Genomic DNA, 25,015 nt, shown 5'->3' with positions numbered 1-25,015 from the left:
TGAAGTGACCCCTGAAAGTTGGACACCCATCCAACTGACAGGGGTTTTCTTATGGCGAAATATTCATCGGCGTTTAAGCTGCATGTGATCCGGTATCGGGAACAGCACGATGCCGGAAGCAAGGCGACAGCCAAGCATTTTGAGATTGACCACAGCTTGGTCCGGCAGTGGTGTGCCCTTTACGGCACGCACGGAAAGGACGGGCTGGAAACGCGCCGCCAACACTATTCGTCGGCTTTCAAAGTGGAGGTCTTGCGTCGGATGGCCAAGGAGAGCTGGTCTATTCGCCAAGCGAGTGCCGCTTTCAATATCGCGACGCCTGCTACGCTTCTGCAATGGCAACGAGCGTTTGCCGAAGGTGGCATGGCGGCGCTGGAACCCAAACGCCGCGGGAGACCACCTAAGATGGCCAAGCACACATCCCATACGCCGCCACTTCACCAGCGGCCCAAGGCGCCGAAGAACATGACGACGGACGAGTTGCACGAACGCTTGGCGTATTTGGAAGCGGAGAATGCTTACTTAAAAAAGTTGAAGGCCTTGGCCCAGGAGAAGCGATCCGCCGAGAAGAAAAAGCGCGGCTGATCACTGAACTGAGGCCAAGGCACGCCCTCAAGTGGCTGCTCAAGGCGGCCAGGATGGCCCGTAGCGTGTACTACTACTGGTGCCGGGCATCGGCCCGGCCGGATCGGTATGCCGATGAAAAGCAGCGGATCGCCGCCATCTTCCATCAGCACCGGGGCCGCTACGGCTACCGCCGCATCACCTGGATGCTACGTCGTCAGGGCCACCCTCTGAACCACAAGACGGTGCAACGCCTGATGACCCGTCTGGGCCTCGCCTGCCGGCTTCGACCCAAGCGCTACCGTTCCTATCGTGGTGAAGAGGGGAAGACGGCGCCTAATCGACTGCAACGGCAGTTCGAGACGGATCGTCCCAACCAAAAGTGGGTGACGGACGTGACCGAGTTCAAGGTTCGAGGCGAGCGCCTTTACCTGTCGCCGATTCTGGATCTCTACAACCAGGAGATCATCTCCTACGAGATCGCTCGTAATTCACGGCTGCCACTGGTGATGACGATGCTCAAGCAAGCCACCAAGCGCCTGGCGCCGGGTGAGAGGCCGATGCTGCACTCGGACCAAGGATGGCAATACCGGATGCCGCTATACCGTCAGACTCTGAACCAGCACTGCATCGAGCCGAGCATGTCCCGAAAGGGTAATTGCCACGACAACGCCGTGATGGAGAACTTCTTCGGCATCCTGAAGAGCGAGTGCTTTCATGGTCGGACGTTCAAAACCGTCGAGGACTTCATCCTCGAGATCAAGCGCTACATCCGCTATTACAATCACGATCGGATCAAAGAGAAACTAAAAGGCCTGAGCCCCGTGGAATACAGGACTCAGGCCTTGGTGCCCGCCTAACCAACCGTCCAACTTTTGGGGGTCAGTTCAATTGGCCGGGGTTTCTCGTTTCGGGGTGGCGGCGTGTCAGCCGCGGCGCATCGAGTCGTAGAACTCGTTGTTGGTCTTGGTCTGCTGCAGCTTGTCGAGCAGGAATTCCACCGCCTCGAGCTCGCCCATCGGGTGGAGGAACTTGCGCAGGATCCACATCTTCTGCAGTTCCTCGGCATCCGTGAGCAGCTCTTCCCTGCGCGTGCCGGAACGGTTGATGTTGATCGCCGGGTAGACGCGCTTTTCCGCGATGCGCCGGTCGAGGTGGAGCTCCATGTTGCCGGTGCCCTTGAATTCCTCGTAGATCACCTCGTCCATCTTCGAGCCGGTGTCGACCAGCGCGGTGGCGAGGATGGTCAGGCTGCCGCCCTCCTCGACATTGCGCGCGGCACCGAAGAAGCGCTTGGGACGGTGCAGGGCGTTGGCATCCACCCCACCGGTCAGCACCTTGCCCGAGGACGGCACCACGGTGTTGTAGGCGCGAGCCAGGCGGGTGATCGAGTCGAGCAGGATCACCACGTCACGCTTGTGCTCGACCAGGCGCTTGGCCTTCTCGATTACCATCTCGGCGACCTGCACGTGGCGGGGGGCCGGCTCGTCGAACGTCGAGGCGACCACCTCGCCGCGTACGGTGCGCTGCATCTCGGTGACTTCCTCGGGCCGCTCGTCGATCAGCAGCACGATCAGGTCGCACTCGGGGTGGTTGTGGGCAATGCTCTGCGCGATGTTCTGCAGCAGCATGGTCTTGCCGGCCTTCGGCGGAGCGACGATCAGGCCGCGCTGGCCCTTGCCGACCGGCGAGACGATGTCGATGATCCGCGCGGTCAGGTCCTCGGTCGAGCCGTTGCCGCGTTCCATCCGCATGCGCTGCTCGGCGTGCAGCGGCGTGAGATCCCCGAACAGGATCTTGGTCTTGGAGGCCTCGGGCTTCTCGAAGTTGATTTTCTCGATCTTCAAGAGCGCGAAGTAGCGCTCGTTGTCCTTGGGCGGTCGGATCGAGCCGCTGATGGAATCACCGGTCTGCAGGTTGAAGCGGCGTATCTGCGAGGGCGAGACGTAGATGTCGGCCGGCCCGGCGAGATAGGAGCCGTCGGAGCTGCGCAGGAAACCGAACCCGTCCGAGAGGATTTCCAGCACGCCGTCGCCGTGGATCGACTCGCCGGTTTTCGCGTGGGCCTTGAGCAGGGCGAAGATGACGTCCTGCTTGCGGGTCCGGGCGATGTTTTCCAGCCCCATCGACTGGGCCAGATCCATGAGTTCCGGAACGGGCTTGCTCTTGAGTTCGGTTAGATTCATTCGGAAGGATTCGTCGTGGGGACCGCGGCGGGCCACAGATGGAAAATCAACGGGATGTCGAAAGGAGAAATCAAATGCTGAGATCGGTAGGCCACCGAGGTGTGGCCGGACGACAGAAGGGGTGTGTCGTCTCAGGGAGTCGCTGAACGCATCCAAGTGGCTCGCAGCCGATGGGCCGGTAAAGCTTCAGGGCGGGCAGAGCGGGATGGGTGGCGTTCAGCAGTCCCTTGATTGGCGGGGATTCTGGCACAGAACCGACCACTTGCCAAATCAGGTCGGGCCCGGTCGGCGAAGATTGAGGTCGGTTCCCGTGTCCCCGGCGGTTACAGGGCCGAGTCGATGAAGTCGGTCAGTTGCGACTTGGATACCGCGCCGACCTTGGTGCCCTCGACCTTGCCGCCCTTGAACAGCATCAGGGTCGGGATGCCGCGGATGCCGTTCTGGCGCGGGGTTTCCGGGTTCTCGTCGATGTTGACCTTGGCGATCTTGAGCTTGCCGGCGTAGTCGTCGGCGACCTCGTCGAGAATCGGCGAGATCATCTTGCAGGGTCCGCACCATTCGGCCCAGAAGTCGACCAGCACGGGCGTGTCGCTGTTGATGACCTGGGCTTCGAAATCCGCGTCGGATACGTAGACGATGTTGTCGCTCACGGCATGACTCCTAAATATCAGTGACTGTTAATGCCTGTCGGGCAATTGTTCATCCCTTGACGCCGCTTTTCAAGCGACCGCACCTCGTGGTGCTATTCTGCTGCCCGACAGCCCGGTCGGGCGTGCCGAACACCCGGAGTATGGCCCGGCCTTATCGATCACGCAAAAGGAACCTGCCTTTCATGGCTTCTTTGACCGAGCTCCGCTACGTGGTCGCCGTGGCCCGCGAGCGGCATTTCGGCCGTGCCGCCGCGCGCTGTTTCGTCAGCCAGCCCACCCTGAGCGTCGGGGTCAAGCGGCTGGAATCCGCGCTCGGGGTGCAGATCTTCGAACGCGCCAGTCGCTCCGAGGTGCAGGTCACCCCGGAGGGCCGCGCGATCATCGAACAGGCCGAGCGGGTGCTTGCCGAGATGGAGCGCCTCGAGGAACTGGCCCACACCCGGCGCGATCCACTGGCCGCCCCCTTGCGCGTCGGGCTGATCCACACGGTCGGCCCCTATCTCCTGCCCCGCCTGATCGGCCGGCTGCACCAGTTGGCGCCCCGGATGCCGATCGAGATCACCGAGGGGCTGACGGCCGACCTGGCCGAACAGCTCGAGCACGGCGAAGTGGATGTGGTCGTGCTGTCCCTGCCGTTCGAGGCGCCGGGCGTGGTGGTCGAGCCGGTCTACCGGGAGCCGTTCACGGTGGCGGTGCCGGTCGGCCATCCCCTGGCCGAGCAGGATGCGATCGAGCCCGACCAGCTGGCCGAGCACGATTTGCTGCTGCTCGGTCAGGGGCACTGCTTTCGGGACCAGGTGCTGGGCGTCTGCCCGCGCTGCAACGACGGCCGGGCGTTCGGACGCCTGCAGCGCACGCTGGAGGGCGGCTCGCTGGAAACCATGCGCATGATGGTCGCCAGCGGCGCGGGGATCACCGTGCTGCCCTGCGCCTCGACCTGGGCGCAGGACGAGGGCACGCAGGCGCTGGTGCGCTACCTGCCGTTTGCCAGCGACACGCCCACCCGCGACATCGCGCTGGCCAGCCGCCGGCGCTTTTCGCGGCCGCAGGCGGTCCAGGTGCTGGCACAGTCGATTCGGGAAACCCTGCCGGCCTGTTGCGAGCCGCTGGGCGGCCCGGCCGAGGGCAGTGCGATCAGTCGAGAATGACGACTTCTTCGGCTTGCGGGCCCTTGCGACCCTGGCCGATCTGGTATTCGACCTGCTGACCTTCGTTGAGGCGCGAGGCGCCGCCATCGTTGATGGCGCGGAAGTGGACGAACAGGTCTTCACCGTTGTCGCGAATGATGAAGCCGAAGCCCTTGTCGACGTTGAACCACTTGACCTTGCCGGTCTCGCGAACCGGTTCGTGTTCCACCGCGACTTCCTTGGGGCGCAGGCCGGGCTTGGCGGAACGGGGTGCGAGCCAGCCGGCCAACAGGGAGATGATCAGGATGACGGCCGCCGAGGCGAGAAACTGCAGCAGCCGCTGGTCGATGTAGTCGTAGATCTGGCCGATGGCCAACGCGCCGATGACGGCGAGTCCGAGGGTGACGATAAAGGCGGTAAGTCGAGAGTCCTGCCAGGTTTTCATGGGTGGGATAGGTTCCGTGTTGGTTGTGTGTTGTTATTCGAAATGGCGGCCCGGCGTGAAATCGTTCCGGCGGGATATAGGCCGGGCATCATCCGTCACGCGGGGGCTCGCGGCTGGTATTCTGTCACATTTGCAGCTTGCCTGAGGCCCCGAATCGGGTCGGGGCGAGGCGAATCACGGGAGGGAGGTCATGTCCGGCAAGCACGACGAGTGGGTCTACGAGACGGTCGAGGAGATGGGCGCGCGGTTCGGCATCCGCGTGACCGAAAAACTGCTCGACGAGCAGACGCCCTACCAGCACCTCGAGGTCTGGCGCACCGAACACTGGGGCAACCTGATGCTCCTCGACGGGGTCATGATGCTCTCGTCGCTGGAGAACTTCCTCTACCACGAGATGATGTCGCATCCGGCGCTGCAGACGCACGCGAACCCGCGCAACGTGGTGATCATCGGTGGCGGCGACTGCGGCACGCTGACCGAGGTGCTCAAGCACCGCGAAGTCGAGTCGGTGGTGCAGATCGACATCGACGAGGCGGTCACCCGCGCCGCCGAGCGTTTCTTTCCGGAACTGACTGCCCACAACGATGACCCGCGCGTGTCGCTGCGCTTCGAGGACGGTGTGGCCTGGATGCGCAACGCGCCGCCCGCGAGCGTCGACGTAATCATCGTCGATTCGACCGACCCGATCGGCCCCGGCACCGGCCTGTTCGGCCCCGATTTCCTCGCCGATTGCCATCGCGTGCTGCGCGAGGACGGCATCATGGTCGGTCAGAGCGAATCGCCGTTCTATCACATGCCGCTGATGCTCGATTACCACCGTGCGATGAAGGCGGCCGGCTTTGCCGAGCGCCGCTCGCTGCTGTTCCCGCAGCCGGTCTACCCGGGTGGCTCGATCACCGGCACCCTGGCGCGCAAGACGGGGCCGCTCGACGAGATTCGCCCGCTGGCCGACGATGTCGCCACCCGCTTTTACCGCACCGAGTTGCACCGCGGGTTGCTGGCCATCCCGCCCTTCATGCAGGAGGCGCTCGGCGACGTCTGATCGTCGCGGCGCCTGCCCCGGGCAACTTCGCCCTCCTTGTCCTGTCCACTGGCCGCACCCCGCGCCCGCACATGAGGTCGCGGGGTGGCCACTGGTTTCATTCGTTCCGATCTCATCACCCGCTATGACCCAACACGACTGGCCCGAACGGATCATCGTCCGGCCCGCCCCGGAAATGCAGTTGAAGTCGTCTCCGACGCGCCGCCGCTTTCGCAATATCCTGATGAACAACCTGCGCGTGGCCCTCGACGGGGTGGCGCACGAGCTGCGCGTCGACCAGGGACGACTGCTGTTGTTCACCCGGGAGCGCGAGGTCGCCGCAGAGCGGCTGGAGCGCGTCTTCGGCGTGGCGTCCTACTCGCCGGTGGAGGCGGTGGTCGAGCCGACCGTGGCGGCGCTGGTCGAGGCGGCGCGGACACGCTTCGCCGAGGCCGTGCGCGGACGGACCTACGCGGTGCGCTGCAAGCGCCACGGCGGCGCCCAGCTTTCGACCCGCGAGGTCGAACGCCAGGTAGGCGCGGCGCTCAACCCCTTCGGTACGGTCAATCTCGATCGGCCCGACGTGCGGGTCGAGATCGATCTGGTCGAGGCGGGCGCCTGGGTCTTCACCCGGCGCCAACCGGGGCCGGGCGGCGTGCCGCTGGGGGTGCAGGACCGGGCGGTCACACTGATGTCCGGCGGCTTCGACTCGCCGGTGGCCGCCTGGTACACGATGCGCCGCGGGGTGGGCAACGACTACGTCTTCTGCAACCTCGGCGGGGCGACCCACGAGAACATGGTGACGCGCATCGCCCACCGCTTGGCCCGCGACTGGGCCATCGGCGACCGGCCGCGGCTGTTTGTGGTCGATTTCCTGCCGGTGGTCGCCGACATGCGCGAGCGATTGGCCGGCGAGGTCTGGCAGGTGGTACTCAAGCGATTGATGTATCGAGCCGGCGAAGCCATTGCCCGGCGCACCGGCGCGCAGGCGCTGGTCACCGGCGAGGCGCTCTCGCAGGTCTCCTCGCAGACCCTGTCGAACCTCAACAGCATCGATCCGGCCAGCGGGTTGCCGGTGCTGCGTCCGCTGATCGGTTTCGACAAGACCGAGATCATGACGCTCGCCCGCCGGATCGGCACCTACGAGCTTTCCGAGGGTGTGCCGGAGTTCTGCGCGTTGTCGAACAGCAAGCCGCTGGTCTCGTCCCGGCGCGGGCGGATCGATCGCGAGGAGGCGCAACTCGACCACGCCCTGCTGGACCGTGCGGTGGCCGAGGCGCGCGAGATTGATCTCGCCGCGTTGACGGAGGAGGCCCTCGCCGAGCCCGATGTCCTTGCCGACGTGATTCCCGCCGATGCGCAGGTCATTGATTGTCAGCCGCCGCGGCGTTTTCGCGACTGGCACCTGCCGGGCGCGGTCAATTACCCGCCGGACGAGCTTGCGCGCCAATTCGAGTCGTTGTCGAAGGATCGCTGCTACCTGCTCTACTGCCTGCGCGGGGCGAACGCGCCCCTGCTCGCCGAGCGGATGCAGCGCGCCGGCTTCGATGCCCACGCGTTTCGTGGTGGCGTGAGCCGCCTGCGCCGAGCCTTCGAACGCGGCGACCCGGCGGTGGTCGGCGCGGCGTGATGGCGGGCGATAACTGCTGGATTTGACAGCGGTTTCCGTTATACTGCCGCGCCCTCAGGGGAAGGTGTGCACGAATCGAACGCCACTCTGGCCGGGCCCCGCAGGGCGCGCCTTGACCGGGGCATCTGCTGCGTTGCCGCCCTTGGAAAGAGAATGACTCTTCCGCGGCGGACGGACGCCTTGCATCTACCCCGGTCAAAACGCGCAGAGCGGCATCCGATTCGTGCACACCTTCCCACGGCCCCATTTCGTGCCGGGGGTGATTAGCCGTTTTGGCGGCAGGAGGTTTCCATGCGTTATCCAGATCGATTTCCCGTGATCGTCATCGGCGGCGGTCATGCCGGCACCGAGGCGGCGCTGGCGTCCGCGCGCATGGGCGTGGAGACCTTGCTGGTCACCCACAACATCGAGACCCTCGGCCAGATGAGCTGCAACCCTGCGATTGGCGGGATCGGCAAGGGGCACCTGGTCAAGGAGATCGATGCGCTGGGTGGGGCGATGGCGCACGCCGCCGATCTCGGCGGCATCCAGTTCCGCATCCTCAACGCCCGCAAGGGGCCGGCGGTGCGTGCCACCCGCGCCCAGGCCGACCGGGTGCGTTACAAGGCCGCCGTGCGCCACATGCTGGAGAACCAGCCGCACCTGACCCTGTTCCAGCAGGCCGTCGACGATCTGATCCTCGGCGGCGAGCGGGTCGTGGGCGTACGCACCGCCGGCGGCATCGAGTTCTATGGCGAGTCGGTGGTGCTGACCGCCGGCACCTTTCTCGCCGGGCAGATCCACGTCGGGCTGGAGCGCTCCGAGGGCGGCCGAGCCGGTGACCCGCCGGCCAAGAAGCTCGCCGACACCCTGCGCTCGCTCGACCTGGGCGTGGCGCGGCTGAAGACCGGCACGCCGCCGCGCCTCGACGGCCGCAGCCTCGATTATTCGGTGATGCAGGCCCAGCCGGGCGATACGCCCACGCCGGTGTTCTCCTTCCTCGGCTCGCCCGAGGAGCACCCGCGTCAGGTTGACTGCTTCATCACGCATACCAACGAGTGCACCCACGAGATCATCCGCGGCGGGCTGGATCGCTCGCCGATGTTCACCGGCAACATCGAGGGCATCGGCCCGCGCTACTGCCCGTCGATCGAGGACAAGATCCACCGCTTCGCCGACAAGAATTCGCACCAGATATTCGTCGAGCCCGAGGGGCTTGATACCCACGAGGTCTATCCCAACGGCATTTCCACCAGCCTGCCGTTCGACGTGCAGCTCGAGCTGGTGCGCTCGATCCGTGGCTTCGAGAACGCGCACATCACGCGTCCGGGCTACGCGATCGAGTACGACTTCTTCGACCCGCGCGGTCTCAAGCCCACGCTCGAGACCCGGGCGATCGACGGCCTGTTCTTCGCCGGGCAGATCAACGGCACTACCGGCTACGAGGAGGCCGCCGCGCAGGGGCTGATGGCTGGTGCGAACGCCGCGGCGCGCGTGCTCGATCGCGATCCGCTCACCCTGCGCCGCGACCAGGCTTACCTGGGCGTGCTGGTCGACGATCTCACTACGCAGGGCACGCTCGAGCCCTACCGCATGTTCACCAGCCGGGCGGAATACCGCCTGATGCTGCGCGAGGACAACGCCGATCAGCGGCTCACCGCGATCGGCCGCGAGCTGGGCCTGGTCGACGAGCGCCGTTGGCGGGCCTTCAACGAGAAGATGGGGGCGATCGAGTCCGAGCGGGCCCGTTTGGGTGACATCTGGGTCCACCCGGGTCACCCGGCGGCCGACAAGCTCGACGGGTCGATCTCGCGCAACGTCACCGCGCTCGATCTGCTGCGTCGCCCCGAGCTCGACTATGCGGCGATTACGGCAGTCGACGAACTGGCGCCTGCCGCCATGCCCGCCCCGGCGGTGATCGAGCAGCTCGAGATCGAGGCGAAGTACGCCGGCTACATCGATCGGCAGCGCGACGAGGTCGCCCGCTCGGTCAAGCAGGAGCAGGAGGCGATCCCGGCGGATATCGACTACGCCGAGATCCCGGGGTTGTCCAATGAGGTGCGCGACAAGCTTAGCCAACAGCGCCCGGCCACGGTTGGCCAGGCCGCGCGCATTCCCGGCGTGACCCCGGCGGCCGTGTCCCTGTTGCTGGTGCACCTCAAGCGCCGCGGCCAGCTGGCCCGCTCGGCCTGATCGCATGCCCGCGGCGCTATCCGACGAGCAACGGAATCGACTTGAGCACCAGCTGTTCGATGGCGCGCAGCGCCTCGGGCTCTCGCTCGCGCCGGCCGTCGGGCAGCGACTGATCGACTACCTCGAGCTGCTTGCCCGCTGGAATCGCGCCTACAACCTCACCGCGGTACGTGATCCCGAGTCGATGGTCACGCGCCACCTGCTCGACTCGTTGGCGGTGCTCCCCCACCTGCCGGCCTGTCCACGTCTGCTCGACATTGGCAGTGGTCCCGGCATACCGGGTATGATCTTGGCGGTTTGTCGCCCCGACAGTGAGGTCACCTTGGTCGACTCCAATCTCAAGATGACGCGTTTTGCCATGGCCGCCCAGCGCGAGCTAGGGCTGGGCAACGTCACCGTGCGACGCGAACGTGTCGAGCAGCTCGATCCGGCCGATCGGTTCGACTGCGTGATCTCGCGGGCGTTTGCCGCGCTGGCCGATTTCGTCCGCCTCGGTGGCCCGCTGCTCGCCGACGGCGGGCACCTGTATGCCATGAAGGGGCGGCTCGATCCGCAGGAGCTCGACGCCCTGCCCGACGGGTTCGCCGTCACCGCCCGGCATGTGCTGGATATCCCCGATCTCGATGCCGAACGCCACCTGCTGGTCGTCGAACGGGCGGGCACCGCATGAGCTGGGTGCTCGCGATCACCAACCAGAAGGGTGGCGTCGGCAAGACCACCACGGCGGTGAATCTCGCCGCCGCGTTGCAGGCATTCGGTCGCCGCGTGCTGCTGGTCGACATGGACCCGCAGGGCAATGCCACCGTCAGCTCGGGCTTCGACAAGCATTCGGTCGAGCGTCACGTCGGCCAGGTGCTGCTCGAGGAAATCGATGTCGCCGAGGCGCTGCTGCCCACCGACCCGGGCGGCTTCGACCTGCTGCCCGCGACCATCGACCTGGCCGGGACCGAGTTCCAGTTGGTCACGCGCATCGGTCGCGAGACCAAGCTGCGCCAGGCGCTCGCACCGTTGGTCGACGACTACGACTTCATCCTGATTGACTGTCCGCCGGCCTTGAACACCCTCACGATCAACAGCCTGGCCGCGGCCGATGACGTGCTGATCCCGGTGCAGTGCGAATACTTCGCCCTGGAGGGGCTCTCCGCCCTGCTGGATACGATCGAGCAGGTGCGGGTTGCGCTGAACCCGGACCTCGGCATCGCCGGGGTGCTGCGCACGCTGTATGATGCGCGCAACCGCCTTGCGCAGGATGTGAGCGGGCAGTTGCGCCAGCACTTCGGCGACCGTGTCTTCGAGGCACTGGTGCCGCGCAACGTGCGGCTCGCCGAGGCGCCCAGTCACGGCCTGCCGGCCATGTTCTACGACAAGAGCTCCAGCGGCGCCGAGGCACATGCCGACGTGGCCCGCGAGCTGGTCAAGCGGGCTCGCAAGCGCGGCAAGCTCGGCAAGCCGGCCGCCCTGCGCCAGGGTCGCGCCGGGGCGGCGGGTCGCGACTGACGAACGGGACACACAGAGGCCTTTCCATGAGCACGAAACGCAAGGGATTGGGGCGCGGTCTGGATGCCCTGCTGGGCACCGCGGAACGGCCCGCCGAGCAGGCCGGCGCGCAACTGCGCGAGCTGGCGGTGGACCTCATCCGTCCCAACCCGTTCCAGCCGCGCACCCGGTTCGACGAGGCCGCCCTGACCGAGCTGGCCGATTCCATTCGGGCCCAGGGCGTGATCCAGCCGGTGGTGGTGCGCCGCCGTTCCGGCGAATACGAGCTGATTGCGGGCGAACGTCGCTGGCGGGCCGCGCAGAAGGCCGGTCTCGATCACATCCCGGCGGTGGTGCGCGAGATCGACGACAACCAGGCGGCCGCCATGGCGCTGATCGAGAACCTTCAGCGCGAGGATCTCGACGCCATCGAGCAGGCCCAGGCGATGCAGCGTCTGGTCAAGGAATTCGAACTTACCCATCAGCAGGTCGCCGATGTGCTGGGTGTCTCGCGTCCGGCGGTCAGTAATGCCCTGCGGCTGCTGGACCTGGCCGTCCCGGTACAGAAGCTGTTGCGCGAGCGCAAGATCGAGGCCGGCCACGCCCGCAGCCTCGCCGTCCTGCCGAAAAAGGAGCAGGCCGGCATTGCCGAGAAGGTGGTCTCGCGCACGCTGACCGTGCGTCAGGTCGAGTCCATGGTCGGCCGTTACCTCAAGGCGGCCAGCCCCGCCCCCGAGGGTGGTGATGACCCGGATACCCGCGCCCTCGAGCGACGCCTGGGCGAGGCGCTCGGCACGGCCGTCACCATCCAGGCCAATCGCCGCGGCAAGGGGCGTGTGGTGCTCGGTTTCGACAGCCTCGATCAGCTTGACGGCCTGATCGAGCGCCTTGTGGGTCGCAGCGAGGCCGGGCGCCCCGAGGTGGACTGACGACCCGACACCTGTTCAAGCGCACGCGCCCGCGTTCAAACGGCAAGCGCAACCACCGCGATGCCAGCGACCTATCGGCAGGCGTCCGACTCATAGCCAGCCAAGGCATCATTGCTTGTCGATCGATGAGCGAATCGCTACACTGGCCGCCAATTTTTGGGCCCCGAACATGAACGATCGCGACAAGACGCCCGCCGATGCTGGCCAGAAAGGCCAGGGTGGCTACTGGAGTGCGCGCTTCAAAGGCCTGCTCCAGGTCGGCGCGGGAAACATGTTCGCCTCCAGCATCATCGCCGGATTTTTTCTCGGCTTCTTGCTGGACAGCTGGCTGGAGACGGCGCCGATCTTCATGCTGATCCTCGGGGCCTTCGGTTTCGTCGCCGGCATGCGCAATGCGAAGAAGACTTTGCTGGCCACCGGTCGCGACGAGTCGGACAAGAAGGATTCGGAGCGCCCGTGAGTCGCATGGCCGAAGCGATCACCCGCCGCGGGCGGCGCGTAGTGACGGTCCAGTTGACCGTCCTGGCGCTGGCCGTCGGCGCGGCTTTGCTGCATTCGCCGCACGCGGCGTTGTCCGCCGCCGGTGGGGTGGCGGTCGCGATGCTGCTGGCCTGGATGCTCCGCCGGACGATGGCGCGGGCGACCGAGCTGGCGGTGGAGTCGCCGCAGCAGAGCATGAACACGATGTACCTCGGGGCGGCGGTGCGGTTTGTCGCACTGCTTGCCCTGATGGCGGTCGGGCTCGGGCTGCTGAAGCTGGACGCGCGATTCATGGTCGGGGCCTTCGTGGTCGCCATGATCGCCGGCGTCCTCGCGGCCCGCGGTCAGGATTCCGGACGTCCGACCGACCAGACAACAGATTGATTTCAAGCTTGAGGAGTTAGAGACAGTGGCTACGGAGAATGCGGGCGGTGGCCCGGTTGAATATATCCAGCATCACCTGACCAACCTCTCTGTTGGCGAGGGCTTCTGGACGCTGAACATCGACACGCTGTTCTTCAGCATCCTGCTGGGTGCGCTGATCGTGTTCGTCGCCATGCGTATCGGCCGCGGCCTGCGCGCGGAGACGCCCAACGGCCTGCAGAATGCCGCCGAAGGCATACTGGAGTTCGTCGACGAGCAGATCCGCGACTCCTTCGGCAGTCGGGCGCCGAAGATCATCGCCCCGCTGGCGCTGACCATCCTGCTGTGGGTCTGGCTCATGAACTTCATGGACCTGATCCCCGTCGACCTGCTGCCGGCCATCGCTTCCGGTCTGGGTGTCGAATACCTCAAGGTGGTCCCGACCACCGACCTGAACACCACGCTCGCCATGGCGCTGTTCGTGTTCATCCTGACTATCTACTACAGCATCAAGGTGAAGGGCCTGGGTGGGTACATCAAGATGTTCCTGTTCCACCCCTTCGGCAAGTTCCTGATTCCGATCAACATTGTGATGACCGCGATCGACGAGCTTGCCAAGCCGATCAGCCTCGCGCTGCGTCTGTTCGGCAACATGTTTGCCGGTGAGCTGGTCTTCCTGCTGATCGCCCTGCTGACCCTGGGTGCGACCATCAGTGCCAGCCTGCTCATCTGGTTCCCGCTGCAGGTCGTGCTGGACATGGCGTGGATTGCCTTCCACATCCTGGTGATCACGCTGCAGGCATTCATCTTCATGGTGCTCACCATCGTCTACATCGGTATGGCACATACCCTGGACGATCACTGAGTACCGACCCGAGTTTCCTTTGACCCTTTGTTTTTCTGATTAGGAGAAGAAGCTATGACCCCCGATATGCTCGCTACCATCTATGCCTACACCGCAGTTGGCGTTGGTGTGATCCTCGCTGCCGCCGGCCTCGGCTCGGCCATCGGCTGGGGCCTGATCTGTTCCAAGACCCTCGAGGGCATCGCGCGTCAGCCGGAAATGCGTCCGCAGCTGATGACCAACATGTTCATCTTCGCCGGTCTGATGGAGTCCTTCCCGTTCATCATCCTCGCGTTCGCGATGTGGTTCCTGTTCGCCAACCCGTTCGTCGGTGCCCTGACCGCCGCGATTGGCGCTCTCTAAATCGCGTCCTTCGTGACATCGATTCGGCATGGGCGGCGGTTCGACCCGCCGCTTCATGCTGACCGGAAACCCAATCCGTATTTACGCGAGGGGACATTGTGAGTATTTCGATCACACTGCTTGCTCAGCTGATCGCCTTCGTGCTGATGATCTGGCTGGTCAACAAATATCTGTGGGCGCCGCTTTCTGCCCTGATGGAAGCGCGTCGCAAGAAGATTGCTGACGGCCTGTCCGCTTCCGAGCGTGGCAAGCACGAGCTGAAACTGGCCCAGGAGCGCTCGACCGAGCTGCTGCGCGAGGCCAAGGACAAGGCGAACGACATCATCGCTCAGGCGAATTCTCGTTCGAACCAGATCCTGGAAGAGGCGCGTAACAACGCCAAGACAGAGGCCGAGCGCATCGTCGCCCAGGCCAACGCCGAGATCGACCGCGAGGTCAATCGCGCCAAGGAAGAGCTCCGCGCCCAGGTTGCCGACGTGGCTGCCACCGGTGCCGAGCGCATCCTCAAGCGTGAGGTGACGGACAAGGACCACGAATCCGCGATCTCAGATCTGATCGCTCGGATCTAAGACAAGCGGAGGCCCTATGTCTGAGAACACCACAGTCGCCATCTCGTACGCGAAGGCAGTGCATGACCTCTGTGCCGATGCGGCGCAGGCCAAGCACTGGTCCGAGACGCTTACCGGGTTGTCTGCCGTCGCGCAGAACGCCGACATGGTCGCGTTTCTGGGCGACGAGGCTCGTTCCCGTGCCGATCGGCTCGCCGGCTTCATCAAGGTGGTCGAGGGCGCGGTCGACGAGAAGGCGCTCAATCTCGTGCGTCTGCTCGGCGAACGCGACCGCCTTGATCTGCTGCCGGAAGTGGCCGCGGAGTTCGAGAAGCTGCGTGCCGAAGGGGAGCGCCGCATCGTGGCCTCCGTCGTCTCGGCCAAGCCTCTGACCGACGAGCAGTCGAACCAAATCAAAACAGCGCTCGGCAAGCGACTCGATCGCACCGTAGAGCTCGAAACTACCGTCGACGAAGACCTCATCGGCGGCGCGATCGTCCGCGCCGGTGACCTGGTCATCGACGGATCGATGCGCGGAGAGCTCGAGCATCTTGCCGTACAAATGAGTCGCTAAGGAGATCTTCCATGATCAACCCGTCTGAAATCAGCAGTCTGATTAAAGAGCGCATCGAAAACTTCGATGCCGGCGCGGAAGCGCAAACCGTCGGCACCATCGTCTCGGTGGGCGACGGCATCATCAAAATCCACGGCCTGAGCGAAGCCATGCTCGGCGAGATGCTCGAGCTGCCGGGCGGCTCGTTCGCCGTAGCCATGAACCTGGAGCGTGACTCCGTCGGCGCCGTTGTCCTGGGTGCCTACGAGCACCTCACCGAGGGCGACCAGGTCAAGTGCACCCAGCGCATCCTGGAAGTGCCGATCGGCAAGGAACTGCTGGGCCGCGTCGTGAACACCCTCGGTCAGCCGATCGACGGCCGTGGCGAGCTCAATGCCGAGACCACCGCGCCGATCGAAAAGATCGCGCCGGGCGTCATCGAGCGCCAGAGCGTCGACGAGCCGATCCTAACCGGTATCAAGGCCATCGACTCGATGGTGCCGATCGGTCGTGGTCAGCGTGAGCTGATCATCGGCGACCGTCAGACCGGTAAGACGGCTGTCGCGATCGACACGATCATCAACCAGAAGGGCAAGGGCGTTTACTGCGTTTACGTCGCGATGGGCCAGAAGGCCTCGACCGTCGCCAACGTGGTCCGCGAGCTCGAGAAGCACGGCGCGATGGAGTACACCATCGTCGTATCCGCCGGCGCTTCCGACCCGGCCGCCATGCAGTACCTGGCCGCCTACGCCGGCTGCACCATGGGCGAGTACTTCCGCGATCGCGGCATGGACTCCCTGATCGTGTACGACGACCTGACCAAGCAGGCCTGGGCCTACCGCCAGATCTCCCTGCTGCTGCGTCGTCCGCCGGGCCGCGAAGCCTACCCGGGTGACATCTTCTACCTGCACTCGCGTCTGCTGGAGCGTGCCTCGCGGGTCAACGAGGACTACGTCGAGAAGTTCACCAACGGTGAAGTCAAGGGCAAGACCGGCTCGCTGACCGCGCTGCCGATCATCGAGACCCAGGGTGGCGACGTCTCCGCGTTCGTTCCGACCAACGTGATCTCGATCACCGATGGTCAGATCTTCCTCGAGACCGACCTGTTCAACTCCGGTATCCGCCCGGCAATCAACCCGGGTATCTCGGTATCGCGTGTTGGCGGCTCGGCCCAGACCAAGGCGGTCAAGAAGCTGGCTGGCGGTATCCGTACCGACCTCGCCCAATACCGTGAGCTGGCGGCGTTCTCGCAGTTCGCTTCCGACCTGGACGAGGCGACCCGCAAGCAGCTGGAGCGCGGCAAGCGCGTCACCGAGCTGATGAAGCAGCCGCAGTACAAGCCTCTGTCGGTCACCGAAATGGCCCTGTCGCTCACCGCCGCCAACGAGGGCTTCCTCGATGACGTGCCGGTCGAGAAGGTCAACGACTTCGAGGCCGCACTGCACGCTTACGCGGCCGACAACGCCGGCGAGCTGGCGAAGAAGATCGGTGACGAAGGCAACTACAGCGACGAGATCGCCGCCGAGCTGAAGAAGGTCGTCGAGGACTTCAAGTCCAAAGGCGTCTATTAACCGGGGGGCGAGATCATGGCCGTAGGCAAAGAGATTCGCACCAAGATCAAGAGCGTCCAGAACACGCGCAAGATCACCAAGGCGATGGAAATGGTGGCCGCATCCAAGATGCGGCGCGCCCAGGAAGCGATGGAGGCGACGCGCCCCTACGCCGAGAAGTTTCTCGAGGTAGTGGGTCACATCACCAACGCGCATCCTGAGTACCGCCATCCGCTGATGGTCGAGCGTGAAGTCAAGCGCGTTCTGATGATCGTGGTGACCACGGATCGTGGCCTGTGCGGCGGGCTGAACGTCAACCTGCTCAAGCGCACGGCCGACAAGATTCGGGAATACGAGAAGAATGGTGTCGAGGTCGACGTCATTCCCGTCGGCAGCAAGGGGCGGGCTTTCTTCCGCCGGTACGGGGGCAACATCCTGACCTCCGTCACCGGTCTGGGAGACAAGCCGAATTACGCTTCGATGCGCAAGGCGATCAATGCGGCGCTTGCCGCGTTCGAGAACGGCGACGTCGATCGGATCGATCTGGCGCACAACGGGTTCGTGAATTCGATGACCCAGGATCCGTCCGTCGAGCAGATCGCCCCCTTGCAGTACCAGGAGGACGAAAGCCTCAAGCATCACTGGGACTACATCTACGAGCCCGACTCGCAGATCGTCCTGGACGCGGTGCTCAAGCGGTACTTGGCGGGTCAGATCGTGTCGGCCACCATTGAGAACGTGGCTTGCGAAATGGCGGCCCGTCGGATCGCGATGAAGAACGCATCCGATAACGCCAACGACATGATCACGGACCTCAAGCAGCAGTACAACAAGGCGCGTCAGGCGGCGATCACCCAGGAGATCTCCGAGATCGTGTCCGGCGCGGCCGCCGTGTGACGACGGCACCAACCCATTTTTCGAATTGAAAGAGGAACACACATGAGTTCTGGAAAAATTGTCGAGATCATCGGGGCGGTGATCGACGTCGAATTTCCGCATGACCAGGTGCCTTCCGTCTACGACGCGCTGCGTGTCGACGAGAACGGTCTGGTGATCGAGGTTCAACAGCAGATCGGTGACGGCATCGTTCGTGGCATCGCCATGGGCACCTCCGACGGTCTCAAGCGCGGTCTGGCCGTGTCCAACACCGGCAAGCCGATCTCGGTTCCGGTTGGCAAGGGCACCCTGGGTCGCATCATGGACGTCCTGGGCGAGCCGATCGACGAGGCCGGCGCGGTCGAAACCGACGAGAAGTGGTCGATTCACCGCAAGGCACCGACCTTCGACGAGCAGGCTGCCGGTACGGAACTGCTGGAGACCGGCGTCAAGGTCATCGACCTGCTCTGCCCGTTCGCCAAGGGCGGCAAGGTCGGCCTGTTCGGCGGCGCCGGCGTGGGCAAGACCGTCAACATGATGGAGCTGATCCGCAACATCGCCGTCGAGCACAGCGGTTACTCGGTATTTGCCGGCGTGGGCGAGCGTACCCGTGAAGGGAACGACTTCTACCACGAGATGAAGGACTCCAACGTCCTCGACAAGGTGGCCCTGGTCTACGGCCAGATGAACGAGCCGCCGGGCAACCGTCTGCGCGTCGCGCTGACCGGCCTGACCATGGCCGAGTTCTTCCGTGACGAAGGCCGTGACGTGCTGATGTTCATCGACAACATCTACCGTTACACCCTCGCGGGCACCGAGGTTTCCGCACTGCTGGGCCGTATGCCGGCCGCGGTGGGCTACCAGCCGACGCTGGCCGAGGAAATGGGCGTTCTCCAGGAGCGCATCACCTCGACCAAGACGGGTTCGATCACCTCCGTCCAGGCGGTCTACGTACCGGCGGACGACCTGACCGACCCGGCACCGGCGACCACCTTCGCCCACCTAGACGCGACCGTCGTACTGGCACGTGACATCGCCGCCATGGGTATCTACCCGGCGATCGACCCGCTGGATTCCACCAGTCGTCAGCTCGACCCGCAGGTCGTTGGCGAAGAGCACTACAACACGGCCCGCGGCGTGCAGAACACCCTGCAGCGCTACAAGGAGTTGAAGGACATCATCGCCATCCTCGGGATGGACGAGCTGTCCGACGACGACAAGGCCGTGGTTTCCCGTGCTCGTAAGATCCAGCGCTTCATGTCGCAGCCGTTCTTCGTCGCCGAGGTCTTCACCGGCGCTCCGGGCCGTTACGTGCCGCTGAAGGAAACGATCCGCGCGTTCAAGGGCATCGTGGCCGGCGAATACGACCACCTGCCGGAGCAGGCGTTCTACATGGTTGGCACCATCGACGAAGCCGTCGAGAAGGCCAACAAGATGGCTGAGAAGGCCTGATAACGGAGGTCGACAATGGCTATGACTACCCGAGTCGACATCGTCAGCATGGAAAAGCCGATCTTCACCGGGAAGGCGACCTTCGTCACCATCCCGACCGAAGCCGGCGAAATGGGCGTTACTGCCCGCCACACGCAGACGTTGTCGGTACTGCGTCCGGGCGAAGTCCGGGTGCATCAGGACGACGGCTCGATCGTGCGCTATTTCGTCGGTTTCGGGGTGGTCGAAGTCCAGCCCCACGTGGTCAGCATCATCGCTGACTGGGCGCTGACGGAAGAGGACGCGAAAGACCTGGATCCGAACGAACTCGAAGCCCGCATGGGTGAAGAGGAGGATTACGTTCAGGAGTACGAGCAGCGCGGGCAGCTCGACTTCACCTCGGCCGAGATGATCATGGTCGAGGCGGAAGAGCGCCTTAAGTGGATCAAGTCCATGCGTGCCCAGAAGGGCCGTCACTGAGCGGTATCCGCAAATCGATGATGGAAAAGGGGCCTTCGGGCTCCTTTCTTGTTTGTGGCCGGCGTTGGTGGCGCCGGCCGGGAGAGAGACGTTGAGGACAAGACAATGAACAGGCAGTCACGCTCGGAACTCCACGTCGTGGTGCTGGCCGCCGGCAAGGGAACGCGCATGCGTTCGAGCAAGCCCAAGGTGCTGCACGAGATCGCCGGGCGCTCGATGCTCGCCCATTGCCTGGACACGGCGGCGGCGCTCGATCCGGCCACGACTCACGTGGTGATCGGCCACCAGGGCGAGGCGGTGCGCGAATCGCAGGCCCACCGTGACGTGGACTGGGTCTGGCAAAACGAACAGAACGGCACCGGCCACGCAGTCCAGCTCGGGATCGAGGGGCTGCAGGCAGGGCCCGAGGACCGGGTGCTGGTGCTGTACGCGGATGTGCCGCTGCTCGGTGCCGAGCTGCTCGGGCGTCTGACCGGGTCGAACGCGGTCGTCTCGCTGTTGACGGTGCACATGGACGACCCGACCGGCTACGGCCGCATCTTGCGTGATGACACGGGACGTGTGCGGCGCATCGTCGAGCAGAAGGATGCCAGCGAGGCGGAGCGCGAGGTCCGTGAGGTCAACACCGGCATCCTGATGGCGCGCTATGGCGATCTGGTGACATGGCTCGATCGGCTCGAATCCGGCAACGCGCAGGGCGAGCTCTATCTCACCGACATCATCGAGATGGCCGCCGCCGAGGACAAGGCCGTCGAGGCGGTTATCGCCGCGGATGCCTGGGCGGTGACCGGGGTCAACGATCGCCTCGCGCTGTCTCGCCTCGAGCGGGTCTACCAGCAGCGTCAGGCCGAGGCGCTGGCACTGGCCGGCACGACCGTGGCCGACACGGCGCGCATCGACATCCGTGGTTCGCTCGACTGCGGCCAGGATGTGTCGATCGACGTGGACTGCGTCTTCGAGGGCAGCGTGCGTCTCGGCGACAACGTCCAGATCGGTCCGCACTGCGTCCTGTGTGACTGCGAGATCGGCCCCGGGTCGACGGTGGAGGCGTTCAGTCACATCGACGGGGTGGTCACCGCGGGCGACAACGCCATCGGCCCCTATGCCCGGTTACGTCCGGGTGCGGCCCTCGATTCGTCGGCCAAGATCGGCAACTTCGTCGAGATCAAGGCGGCCCGCATCGGCGAGCGCTCCAAGGTCAACCACCTCTCGTACGTGGGCGATGCCCGGGTCGGCGATGACAGCAACCTCGGCGCGGGCACCATCACCTGCAACTACGACGGCGCGAACAAGCACCACACCGAGATCGGTGATCGGGTGTTCGTCGGCTCGGCGACGCAGCTGGTGGCCCCGGTCAGCGTGGGCGATGATGCGACCATCGGGGCCGGGTCGACCATTACCCGCAACGTGGGTCAGGGGCAACTCGCCGTGGCGCGCGCCCGCCAGTCCGTGATCGACGGTTGGCAGCGCCCGCGCAAGAAGGGCGATTAACCGGCGGGCGACTCGTCTGGCAGGAACCGGCCCAGCACGTCGTTGAGAAAGCGCAGGCCGCGGTCGGTCGGCCGGATGGTCTGGATGTCCCATTCGATCAGACCGTCTTCCTCCAGCCCACGCAGTGTCTTGGAGACCACGGCGATGGGCATGCCCGTGCGTTCCTGGAACAGGCCCACCGGGAAGCCCTTGGTCAGCCGTAGGGCATTGAGCATGAACTCGAACGGGATCTCCTGGCGCTTGATGTCGTGGGCATCGATGTTCGCCGGTTGACCCGCGAGCTCGAGATACCGATTGGGGTGGGGGCTGCGCAGGCGTCGTTCGATGCGGTTTTCCGCCGGGATCGTCAGCTTGCCGTGTGCGCCGGCACCGATGCCGAGGTAATCGCCAAACTGCCAGTAGTTAAGGTTGTGCTGGCAGGAGTGGTCCGGCTGGGCGAACGCCGAAATCTCGTAGTGTCCGTAACCGGCATCGAGCAGACGTTGGGCGCCTGCCTCGCCGATCCGGTCGAGGGTCGCCTCCGGTGGTAGCGCCGGTGGGCTGAACGCGAACGCCGTGTTGGGTTCGATGGTCAGTTGGTACCAGGACAGGTGCGGCGGTTCGAGTGAGATCGCGGTGTCGATATCCACTAGGCCATCGTCTTCCGTTTGCCCGGGCAGGCCGTGCATCAGGTCGATATTGAAGCTGTCGAGCCCTGCGTCGTGTGCCGCTTCGATGGTGCGCCAGGCGGCTCGCCGGTCGTGGATGCGGCCCAGGCGCTTGAGCGAGTCGTCGTTGAAGCTCTGCACGCCGATCGAGACCCGATTGAAACCCATGGCGCGGTACTCGGCCAGCCGCGAGGCCATGTCGGTGCCCGGGTTGACCTCGAGGGTCACCTCGCGGGTGAAACGCAGGTCGAGCAGCGCGCGCAGGCCCGACATCAGCCGATCGAGCGCCTCCGGGGAGAACAGGCTGGGCGTGCCGCCGCCGAGGAAGATCGTCTCGATCGGCCGTCCCCAGATTAGCGGTAGCTCGGGTTCGAGGTCACGCAGCAGCGCGTCGACGTATTCGTCCTCGGGCAGGTCGCGGCCCTTGAGCCCATGCGAATTGAAGTCGCAGTAGGGGCATTTCTCTACGCACCACGGCAGGTGGACGTAGAGCGAGAGCGGTGGGTTGTCGGTGAACTGCAACAGGCTCATGAGTGGCTCACGCGGGGTTGATGTCGAGGGAGGCCAGCTGCTCGATCAGCTGCTTCAAGGCGCGCGCCCGATGACTGGCCCGGTGCTTGTCGTCCGGGTCCATCTCGCCGACGCTCATGCCGTGTTCCGGGGAGAAGAACAGCGGGTCGTAGCCGAAACCGCGCGCACCGCGCGGGGCATCGAGCACCTCGCCCTCCCAGGTGCCCTCGACGATGATCGGGGCATCGTCCTCGGCATGGCGGACGAAGGCCAGGGCACAGACGAAACGCGCGCTGCGCGGGGCATCCGGGCGACGCGCCAGTTCGTCGACCAGTTTCTGGTTGTTCTCGGCATCGCTTGCCTCCTCGCCGGCAAAGCGCGAGGAGAAGATGCCCGGTTGGCCATCGAGGGCATCGACCACCAGCCCGGAATCGTCACCGATGGCCGGGTGACCGGTGAGCGCGGCGGTGTGTCGTGCCTTGATCAGGGCATTGCCGCGGAAGCTGTCGGCATCCTCGACCGGTGACGAGACGTTCCAACCGCGCTGCGAGACGAAGCGCAGTCGGTCCAGGGTCGGATGGCTGGCCGCCAGCACCCGGCGCATTTCCTCGAACTCGGCCATCTTGCCGTCGTTGTTGGTGGCGATCACGATGTCTGTCATTCAGGCGTCCCGGTTGGTTGGTGCAGGCAGCGAGGATACCTACAACCGGTCGACCCTGCAGTGTCCAGAAGGCCCAGGGCGAACGGGTGGGTTGCCATTGTGCTCCGGATCCGCTATATTGCCGCGCTTTGTGTGGAACCGAGCGGATTAGCGAAAGGGGCGTCCATGAAAATTCTGTCTTCTCTCAAGTCAGCCAAGAAGCGACACAAGGACTGCCAAGTCGTTCGTCGTCGCGGCAAGGTTTACGTCATCAACAAGACCAACCCGCGCTTCAAGGCCCGTCAGCGCTAAGTCGCCTGCCGGATTGACGCGTGACACAAGGCCCCGCCTCGGCGGGGCCTTGTCGTGTCCGGGCCTTGAAAATCCCCGCGGTCGACCTACATCAAAGGCATGAACACGGCATTGGCCCGTCATTGAGCATCGAAGGGAGGTGTTGAATATGGCTGTTGTGCGTTACAAGCCGGAAGGTCAGACCCGCAATCAACCGTGGGGTATGCTGGATCAGCTCTATCGCGAGATGAACTCGCTGTTCGAGCCGAGCCTCAATGGAGCGCGTGACGAGGGCAAGCTCGAGGTCGCGGACTGGGCGCCGGCGGTCGACATCAAGGAAAACGAGAACGCCTACGAGCTGCACGTCGACCTGCCGGGTATCGACCCGAAGAGCGTCGAGGTGACCGCCGACAACGGCGTGCTCGAGATCAAGGGCGAGCGCAACTCGGAGCTCAAGAAGTCGCAGGACGGCTACGCGCGGATCGAGCGCCATTACGGACGCTTCTACCGTCGCTTCACCCTGCCCGAGCAGGTGGATGCAGATGGTATCAAGGCGAGTTCCGAGCACGGCGTGCTCACGGTGACCATCCCCAAGGCGGAGACGTCGAAGCCGCGGCGCATCGAGGTGAGTTGATCCGGTTCGGCCGCCGGCCGCGGAAGCACGCGAAAAGCCCGGCCGCCCCGGGCTTTTCCTCATTGGGCCATCTCGGCTCACCGGCGTGCCGAAAGCCTGTCCGACGGGCGGGTTTTCGAGACGCCGGTTACACGGCACACAGAACATCACTCGGAGGAGTGCAGGCGTGAAATATCACGACTACTACGCAACCCTGGGCGTGGCGCGCAATGCCTCGCAGGACGAGATCAAGCGCGCCTACCGCAAGCTTGCGCAGAAATACCACCCGGATCGCAACAAGGGCGAGGGTGCCGAGGACAAGTTCAAGGAAATCAACGAGGCCTACGAGGTGCTCGGCGATGCCCAGAAGCGCGCACGCTACGACGCGCTCGGTTCGGGCTACCATCATGGCGACGAGTTCGGCGCTGGGCCCGGTGGTCCGGGCGGTCCCGGTGGATTTGGTGGCGGCTTCGGCGGGGACGATTTCGCGGCCGGCGGCTTTTCCGATTTCTTCTCGCAGTTCTTCGGCGGCGGTTTCGGTGGCCCCGGTGGCCCGGCCGGGGCCGGTCAGGGCCGCAGCGTGCGCGGCCAGGACGTCGAGGCCGAGGCGCCGGTGCCGTTGTCGCTGCTGGTCACGGGTGGGGCACACACCATCCGGGTCTCCGATGGACGCGGCGGCGCTCGCTCGCTGAAGGTCAACGTGCCGGCCGGGTCGACGCCGGGGCGTCGCATCCGGCTTACCGGCCAGGGCCAGCCGAGCCCGATGGGCGGCTCGCCGGGGGATCTCTACCTGGTGCTGACTCTGCGCGAGGAGGACCGCGACCGGGTCGACGGCAACAACATCGTCCAGGAACTGCCGATCACGCCCTGGGAGGCGGCCCTGGGCGCCAAGGTGCCGGTCACCCTGCCCGACGGCAAGCGCATCAACATGAGCGTGCCCGCCGGGTCGCAATCCGGGCGCAAGCTGCGCATCCCCAAGCGTGGCTTCGCCGGCGGTGACCTGATGCTGGTCCTGATGATCCACACCCCGCCGGCCAAGACCGACGAGGCGCGCGAGTTCTACGAGGAAATGCGCACCTCGATGCCCTTCGATCCCCGATAACAGCACTTGGGCCACGTGGACGGCTCATGAGCG

At 65.0% G+C, this 25,015-nt stretch carries 27 protein-coding genes; 22 read left to right on the top strand and 5 right to left on the bottom strand.

The window, feature by feature from the left end:
• The first annotated feature begins 51 nt into the window (after positions 1-51).
• A protein-coding gene (locus D5687_RS02920) for an IS3 family transposase (RefSeq protein ID WP_240031399.1) occupies positions 52-1,424 on the top strand; the annotation gives its coding sequence in 2 pieces (ribosomal slippage) (positions 52-544 and positions 544-1,424; 1,374 coding nt in all).
• A 66-nt stretch (positions 1,425-1,490) separates the two neighbouring features.
• Here D5687_RS02920 and rho read toward each other — a convergent pair.
• Together rho and trxA are read right to left on the bottom strand one after the other, a co-directional pair.
• The gene (gene rho / locus D5687_RS02915) at positions 1,491-2,750 is read right to left on the bottom strand and encodes a transcription termination factor Rho (RefSeq protein ID WP_125198260.1); all 1,260 of its coding nucleotides are present in this window, start codon (positions 2,748-2,750) and stop codon (positions 1,491-1,493) included.
• Positions 2,751-3,073: 323 nt separating this feature from the next.
• Positions 3,074-3,400, bottom strand: coding sequence for a thioredoxin TrxA (gene trxA / locus D5687_RS02910; RefSeq protein ID WP_125198259.1), 327 nt, complete (start codon positions 3,398-3,400; stop codon positions 3,074-3,076).
• Positions 3,401-3,582: 182 nt separating this feature from the next.
• Between trxA and D5687_RS02905 the strand changes: the two genes are divergently transcribed.
• Positions 3,583-4,548: a hydrogen peroxide-inducible genes activator gene (locus D5687_RS02905; RefSeq protein ID WP_125198258.1), complete on the top strand. Its 966-nt coding sequence runs from the start codon at positions 3,583-3,585 to the stop codon at positions 4,546-4,548.
• Here D5687_RS02905 and D5687_RS11395 read toward each other — a convergent pair.
• Positions 4,535-4,756, bottom strand: coding sequence for a cold-shock protein (locus D5687_RS11395; RefSeq protein WP_240031400.1), 222 nt, complete (start codon positions 4,754-4,756; stop codon positions 4,535-4,537). The two genes, D5687_RS02905 and D5687_RS11395, sit on opposite strands and share 14 nt — an antisense overlap.
• 406 nt (positions 4,757-5,162) lie before the next feature.
• Here D5687_RS11395 and speE point away from each other — a divergent pair, with 406 nt between their 5' ends.
• The 17 genes from speE (at position 5,163) to glmU (ending at position 21,179) form a co-directional block, all read left to right on the top strand.
• On the top strand, positions 5,163-6,014 hold the full coding sequence (speE, locus tag D5687_RS02895; RefSeq protein ID WP_125198256.1) for a polyamine aminopropyltransferase: 852 nt from the start codon (positions 5,163-5,165) through the stop codon (positions 6,012-6,014).
• Positions 6,015-6,138: 124 nt separating this feature from the next.
• Entirely contained in the window at positions 6,139-7,623 is a 1,485-nt protein-coding gene (locus D5687_RS02890; protein ID WP_125198255.1) for a THUMP domain-containing protein, read from the top strand.
• A 291-nt stretch (positions 7,624-7,914) separates the two neighbouring features.
• Positions 7,915-9,795, top strand: coding sequence for a tRNA uridine-5-carboxymethylaminomethyl(34) synthesis enzyme MnmG (gene mnmG / locus D5687_RS02885; RefSeq protein WP_125198254.1), 1,881 nt, complete (start codon positions 7,915-7,917; stop codon positions 9,793-9,795).
• Between the two features lie 4 nt (positions 9,796-9,799).
• Positions 9,800-10,465 carry a 16S rRNA (guanine(527)-N(7))-methyltransferase RsmG gene (rsmG, locus tag D5687_RS02880; protein ID WP_125198253.1) on the top strand — a complete coding sequence of 222 codons (666 nt, stop codon included), beginning with the start codon at positions 9,800-9,802 and terminating at the stop codon, positions 10,463-10,465.
• Positions 10,462-11,292 carry a ParA family protein gene (locus D5687_RS02875; RefSeq protein ID WP_125198252.1) on the top strand — a complete coding sequence of 277 codons (831 nt, stop codon included), beginning with the start codon at positions 10,462-10,464 and terminating at the stop codon, positions 11,290-11,292. The genes rsmG and D5687_RS02875 overlap by 4 nt, the downstream gene beginning before the upstream one ends.
• A gap of 26 nt (positions 11,293-11,318) precedes the next feature.
• Positions 11,319-12,200, top strand: coding sequence for a ParB/RepB/Spo0J family partition protein (locus tag D5687_RS02870; RefSeq protein ID WP_125198251.1), 882 nt, complete (start codon positions 11,319-11,321; stop codon positions 12,198-12,200).
• Between the two features lie 169 nt (positions 12,201-12,369).
• Entirely contained in the window at positions 12,370-12,660 is a 291-nt protein-coding gene (locus tag D5687_RS02865) for an AtpZ/AtpI family protein (protein ID WP_125198250.1), read from the top strand.
• Between the two features lie 5 nt (positions 12,661-12,665).
• A complete protein-coding gene (locus tag D5687_RS02860) occupies positions 12,666-13,064 on the top strand; it encodes an ATP synthase subunit I (protein WP_125198249.1) in 399 nt (132 codons plus the stop codon).
• A gap of 25 nt (positions 13,065-13,089) precedes the next feature.
• A complete protein-coding gene (atpB, locus tag D5687_RS02855) occupies positions 13,090-13,908 on the top strand; it encodes a F0F1 ATP synthase subunit A (RefSeq protein ID WP_125198248.1) in 819 nt (272 codons plus the stop codon).
• A gap of 54 nt (positions 13,909-13,962) precedes the next feature.
• Positions 13,963-14,250: a F0F1 ATP synthase subunit C gene (gene atpE / locus D5687_RS02850; RefSeq protein WP_125198247.1), complete on the top strand. Its 288-nt coding sequence runs from the start codon at positions 13,963-13,965 to the stop codon at positions 14,248-14,250.
• Between the two features lie 98 nt (positions 14,251-14,348).
• Positions 14,349-14,819, top strand: coding sequence for a F0F1 ATP synthase subunit B (locus D5687_RS02845; RefSeq protein ID WP_125198246.1), 471 nt, complete (start codon positions 14,349-14,351; stop codon positions 14,817-14,819).
• 16 nt (positions 14,820-14,835) lie between these two features.
• Positions 14,836-15,372, top strand: coding sequence for a F0F1 ATP synthase subunit delta (locus D5687_RS02840; protein ID WP_125198245.1), 537 nt, complete (start codon positions 14,836-14,838; stop codon positions 15,370-15,372).
• An 11-nt stretch (positions 15,373-15,383) separates the two neighbouring features.
• The gene (gene atpA / locus D5687_RS02835) at positions 15,384-16,922 is read left to right on the top strand and encodes a F0F1 ATP synthase subunit alpha (RefSeq protein WP_125198244.1); all 1,539 of its coding nucleotides are present in this window, start codon (positions 15,384-15,386) and stop codon (positions 16,920-16,922) included.
• Positions 16,923-16,937: 15 nt separating this feature from the next.
• A complete protein-coding gene (gene atpG, locus D5687_RS02830; RefSeq protein ID WP_125198243.1) occupies positions 16,938-17,798 on the top strand; it encodes a F0F1 ATP synthase subunit gamma in 861 nt (286 codons plus the stop codon).
• 42 nt (positions 17,799-17,840) lie between these two features.
• Positions 17,841-19,229: a F0F1 ATP synthase subunit beta gene (gene atpD / locus D5687_RS02825; protein WP_125198242.1), complete on the top strand. Its 1,389-nt coding sequence runs from the start codon at positions 17,841-17,843 to the stop codon at positions 19,227-19,229.
• A gap of 15 nt (positions 19,230-19,244) precedes the next feature.
• Positions 19,245-19,688, top strand: a complete 444-nt coding sequence (gene atpC, locus D5687_RS02820; protein WP_125198241.1) for an ATP synthase F1 subunit epsilon — start codon at positions 19,245-19,247, stop codon at positions 19,686-19,688.
• 105 nt (positions 19,689-19,793) lie between these two features.
• A complete protein-coding gene (gene glmU, locus D5687_RS02815; RefSeq protein ID WP_125198240.1) occupies positions 19,794-21,179 on the top strand; it encodes a bifunctional UDP-N-acetylglucosamine diphosphorylase/glucosamine-1-phosphate N-acetyltransferase GlmU in 1,386 nt (461 codons plus the stop codon).
• Here glmU and hemW read toward each other — a convergent pair.
• Together hemW and rdgB are read right to left on the bottom strand one after the other, a co-directional pair.
• Entirely contained in the window at positions 21,176-22,357 is a 1,182-nt protein-coding gene (gene hemW / locus D5687_RS02810) for a radical SAM family heme chaperone HemW (RefSeq protein ID WP_125198239.1), read from the bottom strand. The two genes, glmU and hemW, sit on opposite strands and share 4 nt — an antisense overlap.
• Positions 22,358-22,364: 7 nt before the next feature.
• The gene (rdgB, locus tag D5687_RS02805; RefSeq protein ID WP_125198238.1) at positions 22,365-22,997 is read right to left on the bottom strand and encodes an RdgB/HAM1 family non-canonical purine NTP pyrophosphatase; all 633 of its coding nucleotides are present in this window, start codon (positions 22,995-22,997) and stop codon (positions 22,365-22,367) included.
• Positions 22,998-23,162: 165 nt separating this feature from the next.
• Here rdgB and ykgO point away from each other — a divergent pair, with 165 nt between their 5' ends.
• The 3 genes from ykgO to D5687_RS02790 all read left to right on the top strand — a co-directional run bounded on the left by ykgO (position 23,163) and on the right by D5687_RS02790 (position 24,982).
• On the top strand, positions 23,163-23,288 hold the full coding sequence (gene ykgO / locus D5687_RS02800) for a type B 50S ribosomal protein L36 (RefSeq protein WP_058574874.1): 126 nt from the start codon (positions 23,163-23,165) through the stop codon (positions 23,286-23,288).
• Between the two features lie 148 nt (positions 23,289-23,436).
• A complete protein-coding gene (locus tag D5687_RS02795; RefSeq protein ID WP_125198237.1) occupies positions 23,437-23,901 on the top strand; it encodes an Hsp20/alpha crystallin family protein in 465 nt (154 codons plus the stop codon).
• A 166-nt stretch (positions 23,902-24,067) separates the two neighbouring features.
• Positions 24,068-24,982 carry a DnaJ C-terminal domain-containing protein gene (locus D5687_RS02790; RefSeq protein ID WP_125198236.1) on the top strand — a complete coding sequence of 305 codons (915 nt, stop codon included), beginning with the start codon at positions 24,068-24,070 and terminating at the stop codon, positions 24,980-24,982.
• The last annotated feature ends 33 nt before the right edge of the window (positions 24,983-25,015 follow it).

Origin of the sequence: Guyparkeria sp. SCN-R1, assembly GCF_003932495.1 — a bacterium.
Taxonomy (GTDB): domain Bacteria; phylum Pseudomonadota; class Gammaproteobacteria; order Halothiobacillales; family Halothiobacillaceae; genus Guyparkeria.
Note: the sequence above shows the minus strand (reverse complement) of the source record. Positions and strands in the feature narration are given on the sequence as shown.